Source organism: Corynebacterium sp. HMSC072G08, assembly GCF_001809185.1.
GTDB classification, from domain to species: Bacteria; Actinomycetota; Actinomycetes; order Mycobacteriales; family Mycobacteriaceae; genus Corynebacterium; species Corynebacterium phoceense.
In genome coordinates this window covers 41381-54554 of sequence record NZ_KV796447.1, presented here as the reverse complement: position 1 = coordinate 54554, position 13174 = coordinate 41381, and the positions used below count along the sequence as shown (strand labels likewise).

Annotated in this window: 13 protein-coding genes; 1 reads left to right on the top strand and 12 read right to left on the bottom strand. The window is 65.6% G+C overall.

The genetic code is table 11. The features are described from left to right. The first annotated feature begins 14 nt into the window (after positions 1–14). Positions 15–368 (top strand): metallophosphoesterase family protein, encoded by a 354-nt coding sequence (locus HMPREF2559_RS09545; protein WP_066512329.1) that lies wholly within the window; start codon positions 15–17, stop codon positions 366–368. On the opposite strand, the gene HMPREF2559_RS13315 is transcribed toward HMPREF2559_RS09545, so the two are convergent. The 12 genes from HMPREF2559_RS13315 to murC form a co-directional block, all read right to left on the bottom strand. After that, complete coding sequence (locus tag HMPREF2559_RS13315; RefSeq protein ID WP_329601879.1) at positions 365–631, bottom strand: VOC family protein; 267 nt, start codon at positions 629–631, stop codon at positions 365–367. The genes HMPREF2559_RS09545 and HMPREF2559_RS13315 overlap by 4 nt on opposite strands. A 173-nt stretch (positions 632–804) precedes the next feature. Beyond that, the gene (ileS, locus tag HMPREF2559_RS09535; protein WP_066492118.1) at positions 805–3984 is read right to left on the bottom strand and encodes an isoleucine--tRNA ligase; all 3180 of its coding nucleotides are present in this window, start codon (positions 3982–3984) and stop codon (positions 805–807) included. A gap of 224 nt (positions 3985–4208) precedes the next feature. Beyond that, entirely contained in the window at positions 4209–4937 is a 729-nt protein-coding gene (locus HMPREF2559_RS09530) for a hypothetical protein (RefSeq protein ID WP_066492109.1), read from the bottom strand. Positions 4938–4942: 5 nt separating this feature from the next. Further along, a complete protein-coding gene (locus HMPREF2559_RS09525; protein WP_066492103.1) occupies positions 4943–5164 on the bottom strand; it encodes a hypothetical protein in 222 nt (73 codons plus the stop codon). A gap of 119 nt (positions 5165–5283) precedes the next feature. Continuing rightward, positions 5284–6444: a DivIVA domain-containing protein gene (locus HMPREF2559_RS09520; protein ID WP_066492092.1), complete on the bottom strand. Its 1161-nt coding sequence runs from the start codon at positions 6442–6444 to the stop codon at positions 5284–5286. 287 nt (positions 6445–6731) lie between these two features. Next, positions 6732–7022: a YggT family protein gene (locus HMPREF2559_RS09515; RefSeq protein WP_181734557.1), complete on the bottom strand. Its 291-nt coding sequence runs from the start codon at positions 7020–7022 to the stop codon at positions 6732–6734. Positions 7023–7135: 113 nt separating this feature from the next. Beyond that, positions 7136–7630, bottom strand: a complete 495-nt coding sequence (locus HMPREF2559_RS09510; protein ID WP_066492080.1) for a cell division protein SepF — start codon at positions 7628–7630, stop codon at positions 7136–7138. A 107-nt stretch (positions 7631–7737) separates the two neighbouring features. Beyond that, positions 7738–8454 (bottom strand): YggS family pyridoxal phosphate-dependent enzyme, encoded by a 717-nt coding sequence (locus HMPREF2559_RS09505; RefSeq protein ID WP_066492078.1) that lies wholly within the window; start codon positions 8452–8454, stop codon positions 7738–7740. Positions 8455–8457: 3 nt separating this feature from the next. Beyond that, positions 8458–9156 carry a peptidoglycan editing factor PgeF gene (gene pgeF, locus HMPREF2559_RS09500; protein WP_070540518.1) on the bottom strand — a complete coding sequence of 233 codons (699 nt, stop codon included), beginning with the start codon at positions 9154–9156 and terminating at the stop codon, positions 8458–8460. A gap of 199 nt (positions 9157–9355) precedes the next feature. Next, positions 9356–10666, bottom strand: coding sequence for a cell division protein FtsZ (gene ftsZ / locus HMPREF2559_RS09495; RefSeq protein WP_066492076.1), 1311 nt, complete (start codon positions 10664–10666; stop codon positions 9356–9358). Positions 10667–10978: 312 nt separating this feature from the next. Further along, complete coding sequence (locus tag HMPREF2559_RS09490; protein ID WP_066492066.1) at positions 10979–11644, bottom strand: cell division protein FtsQ/DivIB; 666 nt, start codon at positions 11642–11644, stop codon at positions 10979–10981. Further along, positions 11637–13112, bottom strand: a complete 1476-nt coding sequence (murC, locus tag HMPREF2559_RS09485) for a UDP-N-acetylmuramate--L-alanine ligase (RefSeq protein WP_070540515.1) — start codon at positions 13110–13112, stop codon at positions 11637–11639. The genes HMPREF2559_RS09490 and murC overlap by 8 nt, the downstream gene beginning before the upstream one ends. Positions 13113–13174: the final 62 nt, after the last annotated feature.

The following is a 13174-nucleotide window of genomic DNA, read 5'->3' as shown; positions in this document are numbered from 1 at the left end:
CGCCAATCTGATCCGTGAGCGGCTTGCCAGCGGAGCCCGCGACGTTCCGATTCCCTGATGGCACGGCGGTCCACGCGTGCTCCGTGGTCACCGACCCCGACCCGCGCGTCGTGTGGCAGGACTACCCAGCGCCGGTTGCTGGCGGGGCGAACCTCGGATTCATCCACTCCTCTGTCCACGGCGAGTACAGCCGCTCAGAGTGCCTGCCGGCCTCAGTCGCGGAGCTCGCGAGCGTGGGCTACGACGCGTGGGTGATGGGCCACGTGCACCGACGCATCACCGAGAGCGACGACCCATTCATCGGCTGGGCGGGCATGGGCCACGCGCTGCTCTTCGACGAGCAGACGGGGCGCGTGACGGAGGTCTAGGCCGTGACCTCGATCTGGTTGCCCTCGGCATCGAGGAACGCGCACTCATAGTAACCGTCGCCCGTGGTGCGCGGTCCGGAGAGGATCTCGAACCCGCCCTCGCGCAAGCGCTTGGCCATGGCATCGACGGCGTCCTGGGATCCGAGGGAGAAGGCAACGTGGTTCCATCCGGCGGCATCGGAAAGCGAGGCCGACTCGTGACCGGGGCGGGACATGATTTCTAGGCGCGTGGAGTCCTCGAAAGACAGGAAGTACGTGCGCAGACCCGTGCGCGGGTTGTGGTACTACTCATTCGAGGTCGCGTCGAAATACTCGATGAAGAACGCGCGGGCGGCCTCGAGGTCGCGGACGTACATCGCTGCGTGGTCAATGCGTGGCATGCAGCCCAGAGTACGCGAAAGGGCCCGAGGAGAACCTCGGGCCCTACAGCGGGGTTTTAGGCGTTCTTTGCCACGGTGGCGGTCGCGCCCTTGACGACCTCATGGACGTCGCCGGTGAGCGGCTCGGTGGTCACCGTGAAGTCGGTCGCGAGGACCTCGTCTGCGATGTGATCCTTGTGGCGGTTTGCCCACTCCTCCTTGTCCGCGGGCACGGACAGGACGGCGGTGATGCGGTCCGAGACCTCGAAGCCGGAGGCCTTGCGGGCATCCTGGAGGCCGCGGATAACGTCGGCGGCCCAGCCCTCGGCCTCGAGCTCCTCGGTGACGTTCGTGTCGAGGACGACGAGGCCGTCGAGCCCATCGATGCGCGCCGTCGACTCCGGGTTGGCCGCCTGCAGGCGCTCCGTGTACTCGTCCGGCGTCAGCTCGATATCGCCGTCGACGAGAACATTCTCGCCCTGGCGCTCGTAGTTGCCGGCCTTCAGGTTCTTGATGGCGCGCTGAACGTCGCGGCCCAGGCGCGGGCCGGCGACCTTGGCGTTGCAGACAACCTGGAAGGTACCAACCGAGTCGACGTCGTCAGTGAGCGTGACTTCCTTGACGTTGACCTCGTCGCGGATGATGTCCTTGAAGTCGGCCAGCTGAGCGGAGTTGCTCATCGCGACAGTCAGGCCCGGCAGCGGCAGGCGGTTGCGCAGCTTGTTGGACTTGCGCACCGAGCTTGCTGCCGATGCCACCGCGCGCGTCGCGTCCATGGAGGCCACGAGGTCGGCATCCGCCGGGTAGTCCGCGGCCTTCGGGAAGTCCGCGAGGTGGACAGAGCGCTCGCCGGTGAGGCCGCGGTAGATGACCTCGGCGACGTGCGGGAGCAGCGGGGCGACGACGCGGGTGACGGTCTCGAGCACCGTGTAGAGGGTGTTGAAAGCCTCGGGGTGCTCAGCCTCGCCGGCCCAGAAACGGTCGCGGGAGCGGCGCACGTACCAGTTGGTGAGGGCATCGGCGAACAGGCGCACGTGCTCGGTGGCCGCCGCGATATCCGTGTTATCGAGGGCATCGGCCACGCCCGCGACCAGGTCGTGGGTCTTCGCCAGGATGTAGCGGTCCAGGACGTTGGTCGACGAGGTGTCGAACTTCGCTTCCTGGCCGGCGTAGAGCTGGAGGAAGGTGTACGCGTTCCAGATTGGCAGGATGGCCTGGCGCACGCCCTCGCGGATGCCTTGCTCGGTGACGATGAGGTTGCCGCCACGCAGGATGGGGCTGGACATGAGGAACCAGCGCATGGCATCAGAACCGTCGCGGTCGAAGACCTCGTTGACGTTCGGGTAGTTGCCCTTGGACTTGGACATCTTCAACCCGTCGTTACCTAGCACAATGCCGTGGGCGACGACCTTCTTGTACGCCGGGCGATCGAAGAGCGCGACGGAGAGGACGTGCATGACGTAGAACCAGCCGCGGGTCTGGCCGGAGTACTCGACGATGAAGTCGGACGGCGAGTGAGTCTCGAACCAATCCTTGTTCTCGAACGGGTAATGCTTCTGCGCGAACGGCATGGAACCGGACTCGAACCAGCAGTCGAGGACGTCCGGGACGCGGACCATCATGGACTTGCCGGTCGGGTCGTCCGGGTTCGGGCGGGTGAGCTCGTCGATGTACGGGCGGTGCAGGCTGGTCGGGCGCACGCCGAAGTCGGCCTCGAGCTCGTCGAGGGAGCCGTAGACGTCCACGCGCGGGTACTCCGGGTTGTCAGAGACCCAGGCCGGGATCGGCGCGCCCCAGTAACGGGTACGCGAGATGTTCCAGTCGCGGGCGCCCTCGAGCCACTTGCCGAACTGGCCATCACGGATGTGCTGCGGCAGCCACTCGATCTCGTTGTGGTTGAGCTCGACCATGCGGTCGCGGAACTCGGTGACCTTGACGAACCAGGCCGGGAGAGCCTTGTAGATGAGCGGCTCGCCCGAGCGCCAGGAGTGCGGGTAGGAGTGCTCGATGGTCACGTGGCGCACGACGCGGCCTGCGGCCTTCAAGTCCTTGATGATGCTCTTGTTCGCGTCGAAGACGAGCTGGCCCTCGTACGGCGGGACCTGCGAGGTGAACTCGCCGTCCTCGTCGACGGGGATGACGAGCTCGATGTCGTACTTGTTGCACGTATTCATATCGTCTTCACCGAAAGCCGGGGCTTGGTGGACGACGCCGGTGCCGTCCTCGGTGGTGACGTAGTCCGCCAGGATTACCTGGAAGCCGTTGCGCAGGTCCTTGAAGAAGTCAAAGATCGGCTGATACGTAAAGCCCGCGAGTTCGGCGCCGCTGAACGTCGCCAGCTCCTCAACCTCGCCCAGCTCTTTAGCCAGGGTGCCGGTGAGCGCCTGCGCCATGATGAAGGTCTGGCCAGCAAAGTCGCCGTCCGTGGCCTTGATGAGTGCGTAGGTGACCTCCGGGTTCACAGCGAGAGCCGAGTTGGACGGCAGGGTCCAGGGGGTGGTCGTCCAGGCGAGGAAGGCGGCATCGGAAAGCTCGGGATGCGCGGCGAGGGTCTGCTCGGCCGCGGTGCCCTCGCGCGCGCCGGTGACCGGGAAGGTCACGGTGAGCGTCGGATCCTGGCGCATCTTGTAGGAGTCGTCGAGACGGGTCTCTTGGTTAGACAGCGAGGTGTGCTCGGCCCAGGAATACGGCAGGACGCGGAAGCCCTGGTAGATAAGGCCCTTGTCGTAGAGCTCCTTGAACGCCCACATGACCGACTCCATGTAGTCGATGTCCATGGTCTTGTAGCCGTTTTCAAAATCGACCCAGCGAGCCTGGCGGTTGACGTAGGCTTCCCACTCGTCCGTGTACTCGAGGACGGACTTGGCGCAGTACTCGTTGAACTTCTCCAGGCCCATCTCTTCGATCTGGCCCTTGTCCGTGATGCCCAGCTGCTTCTCGGCCTCGAGCTCGGCCGGCAGGCCGTGAGTGTCCCAACCGAAGACGCGCGGGACGTGGAAGCCGGCCATCGTGCGGTAGCGCGGAACGATGTCCTTGACGTAGCCGGTGAGCAGGTGGCCGTAGTGCGGCAGACCGTTGGCAAACGGCGGGCCGTCGTAGAAAACGTACTCGGGGCATCCTTCGGTTTGTTCAAGGCTTGCCTTAAACGTGTCGTCCTGGGCCCAGTACTTCTGGACGATTTCTTCCATGTCCGGGAAGCGGCTGGAACCGCCGGTCATATCGACCTTGGGGTAGACGTTGCCTACGCTGTCGCTCATTGATTCATCCTTCACGCTGTCGTTGACTGCTGCAGGGACGCGCCTCGCGGCTCGCGGTACCACCCTGCTTGGACCGGTTGCCCGGCCCCGCTTGATTCGTGAAGGAGATGTCGGTCCCACCCGTTCGGTTCTACTGAGCCCAAGGCCGTTCTTCCGAAATGCTCCCCGGTGATGGCCGGATCAGTGCATGTATCTAATAACTATAGCTTGAATGTCAAGCGGAGTTAGAACTCCATGCGCTCCCAGTCGCCGAAGAAGTCCCTGTGGCCGTCCATCCAGGCAAGGAAGCACTCCCCTGCCGCGGCGATATCGAGTTCAACTGCACGGAAATGGCGCTCGGGTCCGCCGTCACGCACCTCGACTTCGAAGCCACCCGCGGCGGAGTCGTAGAGGCTTTGGATGTACTGCACGCCGGGTGTTGCGGCGGATGCGATGTGGAGGAACTCCGCCAGCATGCCCGAGCCGCCGGTGCCGGCCTGTGCGTCGAGCGTCTCCTGTGCACGAGCCATACGCCGCAGGAGCTGAGGTACGCCGCGGCGGGAGGCGAAGCGGACCTCATAGTCGAGGGTGCGGGTGCGGAAGTCGCGGGTCTCGTCGCCGAAGGCAAGTGGCACGGCGCCGGGCTGGGCGACCATCTGCAAACCGAAGCGCGCGACGGCGGGTTCCATGTCGCGCAGAAGGCGCTCCATATGGGCGCCGTCGGTCTCGATAACGAGGACGCGGTCGCCGGCCACACGCGCGAGTGGATACCGGTGGACCGTGGCCTGAAGCAGGTTTTCCAGCGTGTGCGTCGAACCGATGGGTCGCGCAAGACGCTCGATCGCCGCTTGAGCGACGGGCAGCGAGTCGGCGGGGATGAAGCCATCCGCGTCGCGGTCGGGCTCGACGAGCAGAAGGGAATGCGTGGGCACGTCCCATTCCTCGAGACCCAGGAAATCACCGGAATCCGTCACGGCGGCTACTTATCCCCTTCGGCGACGTCGCGCGCGGTGGGCTCCGCGTGGTCCACGATGCGTACGCGGTCTTGGCGGTGTTTCTTCACCCAGTCCGCCGTAAAAAGGATGAGCCCCAGGCCTGCTGCAACGAAGAGACCGACGAGCGCCGCCAGCGTACCGGTCGAGATGTAATAAACGAGCGCCACGAAGGCAACGAGCGCCAAAACAAGGGCGGCGATGAGCATGAAAGAACACTCCCGGAAAGTAAGAACAGATTGGCCTCTAGCCTACCGCGCACAACGCGAAACCCCCGCCGCCAGCACCGCGTGGGCGCTGAGGGACGGGGGTTGGAAGCGGGTCAGGCTTAGTTGTTGCCAGCCTCGCCGTTCGGGGCAGCGGAGCCGCGGGCCTCGAGCTCCTCGAGCTGGGACTCGAGCAGGGTCTTCAGGCGAGTGCGGTACTCGCGCTCGAAGGTGCGCAGCTCGGCGATGCGCGTCTCGAGGGCGGCCTGCTGCTGCTTCACCGTGTTCATGATGTCGGTGTGCTTCTTCTCAGCGTCAGCCTGCAGGGCTGCAGCCTTCTCCTCGGCCTGGCGAATCTGAGCCTCAGCGCGGGAATTGGCGTCGGCCTCGGTCTGCTGAGCCTTGGCCTCGGCGTCGGACACGAGTTTCTTGGAGCGGGTGTCTGCGTCGAGCAGCTGAGCGTCGTACTTCTTCTGAGCCTCAGCCAGCTGGGACTTGGAACGGGTGTCCGCGTCGGTGAGCTGTTTCTCGGCGGCCGAGCGGGCCTCGGAAAGCAGGGACTCGGACTCTGCCTTCGCCTCGGAGGTGAGGCGGTCTGCCATCTCCTGCGCCAGGCCCAGGACCTTGGCGGCCTGCATGTGCGTGTCAGCGGTGGCCAGGCCAGCGCCTGCGGCGGCACCGGCAGCGCCAGCACCCGCGGCGGCAACGCCGGACTTCTGCGTGCTATTCGCAGCGGACTTCTTCAGCTGCTCGTTGTCGCGCTTGGCGGCCTCGAGTTCCTTCTTCAGGGACTCGGCCTCGGACTTGGCCTTAGCAGCCTGCTCCTGGGCAGCCTTGAGCTCAGCGGAAGCAGCAGCGGCGCCAGCAGCCTTGTTGGACTCGCCAGCGTGCGCGGCCTTCTCGGCCTCGGCGCGGGCAGCCTTGAGGTCCGCAGCGGCCTTGGTGGACTCTTCCTTGGCCTTGGCGGCCTCGGACTTGGCAGCAGAAGCCTCGTCCTGCGCGGACTTGAGCTTGGACTCGTAATCAGCCTTGAGCTTGGCCTCAATCTCCTTGCGCAGAGCGGCCTCGTCGACGCCCTTGGCACCAGCCGCACCTGCGGCAGAGCCCGCGGACTTCAGATCCTCAACCTGTGCGGCGAGGTCATCGTTTTCGTCCTGCAGCTGGGCAAGAGTGTCCTCTACGAGGTCGAGGAACTGATCGACCTCGTCCTCGTTGTAGCCACGCTTGCCAATCGGCGGCTTGCTGAAAGCGACGTTGTGTACATCAGCGGGTGTCAGCGGCATTGACTTCTCTTCCCCTTCAAGTCGGTGCGCCCCGGAGGTTCCGAGGCAGTGCGGAGATGTGACAGGCCTACGCCCGAGCTCGCCGCGCGCCGCCTGAAACGACTGCGACGAGGAACCGACGCGGTTCCTTACAAACTATTATTTTAAACAATCATAAGTCCACAAAGCGGACTGTCTCACTCATTGTAGCCAAATGGGCGCGTTCGTGAACATTAACTACACGTTCAGACTAATAGCGACCATGCGATCCACCCCCACGACACGACACCGCAGGAGGGGTCAAAGGCCTAGACCAAGGTGCGGACAACCACCGTGGACAGCAAGCCCAGCAGCAGGAAAAGCACGATAATGGACACGTCGAGCGAGACGTTTCCCAAGCGCAACGGCGGGATAATCTTGCGCAGCCCCTTCACAGGCGGGTCAGTGACCGCGAAGAGGGGTTCGGCCACGAGGGTAAACCACCGCGGCGGGCGGAAATTCCGAGAGAACGACGCGACCATTTCCACAATGATGCGGATAATAAGCGCGAAAGAAAACAGTCGGATTAGCGCGTACAGGATGATGCCGATTTCACTCACGCCCATCGAGCCTAGACGAGGAACACCGAGCATGAGAAAAGCCCCGCCGAACTCACGGGGTGAGTTCGCGCAGGGCGTACGCCGCCCGCTTACGGGTGCGGCGAGGAAAAGGCTTAACGTAGGCCAGCGATGCGCTCGAGCTCGGAGCGGTCGATGTCGACCTCCGGCGGGATGATGACGAAGACCAGGCGGTCAGTGTCCATGCCCGAGGTGAGCTTGAGCATGCGGGAGCCCTCGAAGGCGTAGACCAGGCCAGCGGCGAAGTCGATGAGTCGCTTGTCGTGCCCCGGCTTGGCGTCGGTGACCTCGAAGACGACCGCGTCGCCATCGCGGAACGGAGCACCGACCTTGGTGGCCTCGCGGTAGCTCACCAGGGAGACCGGAACGATGGTCGGCTGGTAGGACGCATGCGGGGCACGCGTCGGGACGGACGAAGCCGGCTCGTATTCGTGCGCGGCCGGCGCCGTGCGCGGCGCGTACGCCGCGGAGCCGTTGGTGGCGTACGCCGGCTGGGCAGGCTCACGCTCGTCGGCGTAGTACGCGTCGTCGGCGTCGATGTCCATCGGGGCCAGGCCGAAGAACTCCTTGGTTCGATCAATAAAAGACATTGTTGGTCTCCCTCTAACCTTCAATGAAGTGGTCTATGGACACGCGGGTCTAAAGTGTTGATTTAGACTTCAGATCCACGCTGTGAAATGCGCATTTGCGTTGTTACTCAAACTATCGGCCGCGGCCCCATAATCCCGGTTCCGACACGCACAATATCCGTGCCCGCCGAAATTGCATCCTTCAGATCGGCACTCATACCCGCCGAAAGCTTGAGCTCACGGCCGAGCGTCGCGGACCACTCATTCGTGAGCGCGCGGACGGCGCGGAAGACCTCGCCGGCGTCGGCATCGAGTGGGGGCACGACCATAAAACCGGCAAGCTCAAGATGCTCGGATTCTTCGACCGCGGCCACGAGCTTGCCGATGCCCTCTGGGTCACTCAGTTGCGTCCCGCCGCGGTGTTCATCGCCGTCCGCGGAGATCTGAATAAAAACCGGCAGCGTGTCGGGCAATCCGGCGCGCTCCCCCGCCGCGAGTGCGTTGCCCATGCCGCGATCGAGGGCCGCCGCGAGCTTCAGCGAGTCGAGCGAGTGGACGCTCGCCGCCCAGCGCGCGACATGATTGGCCTTCTTCGTCTGAATCTGGCCAATCATATGGAAGCGGACGGTGCCGAGCGCGGCGTGCTTGGCGCGGGCTTCCTGCTCGCGGTTTTCCGCGACGTCGGTGATGCCCAGCTCAGCGAGGAGTGCTACATCCTCGACTGGGTGGAACTTGGTGACGGGGAGGAGCTGCGGGGCGGGGCGGGAGGCGGCATCGGCAAGCTGGGCGATCTGGGCGCGGACCTTGTCGAGATTGGCGGAAAGTTCGGCTTTGCGGTCGGTCATGGATTAAGACTCCTTGGGGTGGTTGAGCCAGATGACACCGGCCTGGCGGCCGGTAGTGCCTTCGCGGCGATAGGAGAAGAAGGCCTCGTCCTCGATAGTGCAGCGCGGGTCTGCCTCGATGTTGGTGACGCCGAGCGAGAGGAGCTGACGCACGAGGCCGGCGCGCACGTCGATGCCGGGCGTGCCCTTCGTGGTCTTCGTGCGGGAGCCGGGCAGGTGGGCCTCGACGTCGGCGGCCATATCGGCAGGAACCTCGTAGTGCCGGCCCGACGCGGCGGGGCCAAGGAGGACCTGAATGTTCGCGGGCGTAGCGCCAAGCTCGACCATTGTCGAGACGGTGTTGCGGACGATACCGTTGCGGGCACCCATGCGGCCGGCGTGAGCCGCGGCAACGACGCCGGCGGCGTGGTCCGAGAGCAGCACGGGGACGCAGTCCGCGACGAGGACGGCGAGTCCGAGGTTCGGCGTGGTGGTCACGAGTGCATCGGTGGCCTCGACGGGGCCGTCCTGCGGTCCGTCGATGACGGTGACGGTATTGGTGTGGAGCTGCTCCATGTAGACGATGTCTGGGAGATCCAGAACTCGGGTGAGCCGCGCGCGGTTCGCGGCGACGTCCTCGGGGCTATCGCCCACGTGGGTGCCTAGATTGAAGGAACCGTACGGGGACGAGGAAACCCCGCCGGCACGGGAGGTAAATACCATGCGGACGGGGCGGCGACGCACGTCTGGCGTGGTCGCGGAGGTGGCCTCGTTAGAGGAAGCCTGCGGCTGAGACGGGTTGACTGGCATGCACTCCAGACTACCGCGCCCACTCCCCTCGCCCGGGCCGGGGCGCGCGGGCTGAGCGCGGGCCGTGCTTAGGCGGCGGGGAGGCTCGGTGGGGCTTCTGGCTCAGAGGCTCCTAGCGGAGGAAGTCCGGGACATCGAGGTCGTCATCATCGTCGTTGACGCGGGTCTCACGGGAGTCGCGGCCGTAGTTCGGACGCTCCTCGGCACGCTGGCGGGTGGTAAACAGGCCGCCGTCGTCGTGGCGCTCGACACGCTCGGTGCGCTCCGGCTGGCGGGGAGCGCGGTCTTCGCCGACGCGGAACTCGTGGCGCGGCTGGTAGGCCTCGCGCTCCTCGCGAGCCGGGGCCGAGCGATCCTCGAAGAGAGAGGCGCGGTCCTGGACCGGTGCGGACTGGGACTGGGCCGGAACCTGCTTGGCCGGGGCCGGGTCGTTGTGGGAGATGGTGCCGTCGTGCGCATCTGCGTGGCGGTTCTTCTCTGCATCGAAGCCGGTGGCGATGATGGTCACGCGGATTTCGTCACCGAGCGAGTCGTCGATGATGGTACCGAAGATGATGTTCGCGTCCTCGTCGGCGTAATCGGTGACGAGGGAGGCAGCCTGGTTGATCTCGTGGAGGCCGAGGTCCGAGCCACCGGCGATAGAGAGCAGGATGCCCTTGGCGCCGTGCATGGTGGACTCGAGCAGCGGCGAGTTGATGGCCTGCTCGGTCGCGACGAGGGATCGGTTCTCGCCGCGGGCGTTGCCGATGCCCATGAGAGCAGAACCGGCGTCGGTCATGACGGAGCGGACGTCGGCAAAGTCGACGTTGATCATGCCCGGGGTGGTGATCAGGTTCGTAATGCCCTGAACACCGTTGTGGAGCACCTCGTCGGCGAGGCGGAAGGCCTCGACGATGGGCAGCTCTTCCTCGGAGAGCTGGAGCAGGCGGTCGTTCGGAATAACGATAAGCGTGTCGCAGACCTCGGCGAGGGTGGCGATGCCCTCCTCGGCCTGGCGGGTGCGGCGCGGGCCCTCGAACTTGAACGGCTTGGTGACAACGCCGACGGTCAGCGATCCCTGCTTCTTCGCGATGGACGCCACAACCGGGGCAGCACCCGTGCCTGTGCCGCCGCCCTCGCCGGCGGTGACGAAGACCATGTCTGCGCCGCGCAGGTACTCCTCGAGCTCGCTCTTGGAATCCTCGGCAGCCTGGCGGCCGACCTCCGGGTTAGCGCCGGCGCCGAGGCCACGGGTGGCGTCGCGGCCGATGTCGAGCTTGGAATCCGCGTCGCACAGGATAAGCGCCTGGGCATCGGTGTTGATGGCGACGAACTCGACGCCCTTGATGCCTTCTTCAATCATGCGATTGACGGCGTTGACGCCGCCGCCGCCGACGCCGACGACCTTGATGTCTGCCAAGTTGTTGTTGCTCGGGGTGGTCATGAGAGGTGTTTTTGCCTTTCACCGGATAAGTAGCGCGGCCACGCGCGCGTGGCCGCCAGGATCATGTCTAACGAGGTGTCGCCGAGTAAAACGTGCATGCGCGGCGAGTCGCTTTCCATCTTCGGTGACGACGCTCGTAATTGCGTGTTGATTTCGCCGCGTGTCGGTACCCTCAACCTCTACTTTAGGGTTGCTGACGTGCGCTTTTGTCCCGCTCATGCACCACTTCGGCGCCTCGGTGTGACGGGTGTGAATTCGAAAAAATTCGCCCTCACCGCGGCTGTGCGGCGAGGGCGTGGGAGTCGTGGCAGGCTAGGAACTCGTCACGAGCTCCGGGTTGGAGATATTCCAGTTCTGGCCGTCCATCTTGAGCACGGAGGCAAAGGCGCGCGCCTTGTTCGCGTTGTCCGCGTCCCCGTTGTTCGCACCCCACGTCACCGTGCGGCCGTCCTTCATGTGGAAGACGTAGTTGAACGGGTCGGCGGCGTCGACGGAGTCGGCCTCGACGCGCAGCTCGGCGGGCACGGAGGCGATGACGGCGACGGCGCCCGCCCAGTTGCGCGAGCCGGACTCGCCGCCGGTGATCTTCACGGCCTCCCGCGGCGGCATTTCGATAACGAATTCCTCGCCGTCCTCGTCGATGAGGTGCGGACCGTCGTGCGCGTCGGTGTAGGCGACGGCCTCGCGCTCGACGACGGTGACCTGGAGCGTCGAAGGCAGGTGGCGCGCCACGGTCGCGGACTTCACCCACGGCAGCGCGACGACGCCGGAGGCCGCCGTCTGCGGGTCGACGCGCACGAGGTTCGACTCGAGCGCCACGCCCGTAGCTGCCTCGATGTCTTCGACGCTCGTGTGGTTCTGCCCCTCGACGGCGAACTGCTGCACCTTGAACACCGGTGTGGCGTAGATGACGCCCACGGCGATAGCCAGGATAGCGAGCACGGCGCCGACGGTGACGGCGATGGCCTTCTTACTCACCGGCGCTCTCCCCGGAGCCCGTAGTCTCACCGCTCGACGCGCCAGCACCGAGTTCATCGAGGATTTCCGCGGCGAGCATGGTCACTGAGCCCGCACCGACGGTGAGGATGATGTCGCCCGGCTGCGCAAGCTCGACCACAGTGCGCGGGGCCGCCGAGAAATCCGGCTCGAAAACGCCGCGGCCCTCCTCCATCTTCTCGGTGATGATGCGGGAGGTAATGCCCTCCACCGGCTGCTCGCGGGCGCCGTAGATGTCGAGGACCACGGCGGCATCGGCAAGCGAGAGAGCGTCCGCGAATTCCTCCTGGAATTCCATGGTGCGCGAATAAAGGTGCGGCTGGAAGCACGCAATGACGCGCGCGCCATTGCCCTCAGCCTCCGCCTTGGCGCGGGCGGCGGTGAGCACGGCACGGACCTCCGTGGGGTGGTGCGCGTAGTCGTCGTAGACACGCACGGGACTGGTCCCCGGTGCCATGACGCGCGCGCCACGGTACTCGAAGCGGCGGCGCACGCCGGTGAAGTCGCTGAGCCCCTCGGCCAGCTTGGCGGTGTCGCCGCCCACGAGGTGGCCGGCGATGAGCGCGGCGAGCGAGTTGAGCACCATGTGGTGGCCCGGAATCTGGAGGCCGTAGGTGGCCTCAAAGGGCTCCTCCCCCGGCAGCTCGAGACGGGTACGAACGACGGTGTTCTCGCCGGACATGTCCTCGGAGAGAATCTCCGCAGCCTGGGTGATGCCCGGGTAAGTCTCGCCCGCGCCGTGGGAGCCGTAGCCCAACACGGAAATGCCGCGCTCGGCGGCGCGCTGTCCGGTCTGTGCCGCACGTTCGTCGTCGAGGCACACAACGAGATGTCCATCAGCGCCGACGCGGTCGGCGAAGTCGTCGAAGACCTGGTAGTAAGCCTCCGGAGTGTGGAAGAAGTCGAGGTGGTCCGGCTCGATATTGGTAATGACGGCGACCTTAGGCGAGTAGCGCAGCAGCGAGGCGTCGGACTCGTCGGCCTCGGCGACGAAGGCCTGGCCGGTGCCCTGGTGGGCGTTGGTGCCCGCGCGGTTGAGCTGGCCGCCGATGGCAAAGGACGGGTCGAGGCCCGCGGTCTGCAGCGCGGCGACGGTCATGGAGGTCGTGGAGGTCTTGCCATGGGTGCCGGCGAGGAGCACCTGGTCGTAGCCCACCATGAGCTCGGCGAGGAGGTCGGAGCGGCGGATGACGGGGATGCCGTGTTCACGCGCACCGGCGAGCTCCGGGTTGTCCTGCGGGATGGCCGCGAACGAGGTGACGACGACGGTGGGCAGCGAGCCTGCGAGGGTGAGGTTCTCCGCGGCATGGCCGATCGCGATATGTGCACCGAGGGTGCGCAGGACCTCCACGGGCGTGGAGTCCTTCATGTCGGAGCCGGTGACGACGCTGCCGCGCTCGACGAGAATGCGGGCGAGGCCGGACATGCCGGAGCCGCCGATGCCCACCATGTGGACACGGGAGAGATCCGCACCGAGCGGAGCCGCGGAGGAAGTCTGGGAAGTGGTCACGG

What these genes read in the sequence shown, in the direction of transcription:
- pgeF (WP_070540518.1), bottom strand. Translation starts at nt 9,156, where the DNA reads ATGGTATTTACCTCCCGTGCCGGCGGGGTTTCCTCGTCCCCGTACGGT.
- HMPREF2559_RS09510 (WP_066492080.1), bottom strand. Translation starts at nt 7,630, where the DNA reads ATGTCTTTTATTGATCGAACCAAGGAGTTCTTCGGCCTGGCCCCGATG.
- ileS (WP_066492118.1), bottom strand. Translation starts at nt 3,984, where the DNA reads ATGAGCGACAGCGTAGGCAACGTCTACCCCAAGGTCGATATGACCGGC.
- HMPREF2559_RS09525 (WP_066492103.1), bottom strand. Translation starts at nt 5,164, where the DNA reads ATGCTCATCGCCGCCCTTGTTTTGGCGCTCGTTGCCTTCGTGGCGCTC.
- murC (WP_070540515.1), bottom strand. Translation starts at nt 13,112, where the DNA reads ATGGTGGGCATCGGCGGCTCCGGCATGTCCGGCCTCGCCCGCATTCTC.
- HMPREF2559_RS09505 (WP_066492078.1), bottom strand. Translation starts at nt 8,454, where the DNA reads ATGACCGACCGCAAAGCCGAACTTTCCGCCAATCTCGACAAGGTCCGC.
- HMPREF2559_RS09520 (WP_066492092.1), bottom strand. Translation starts at nt 6,444, where the DNA reads ATGCCGCTGACACCCGCTGATGTACACAACGTCGCTTTCAGCAAGCCG.
- ftsZ (WP_066492076.1), bottom strand. Translation starts at nt 10,666, where the DNA reads ATGACCACCCCGAGCAACAACAACTTGGCAGACATCAAGGTCGTCGGC.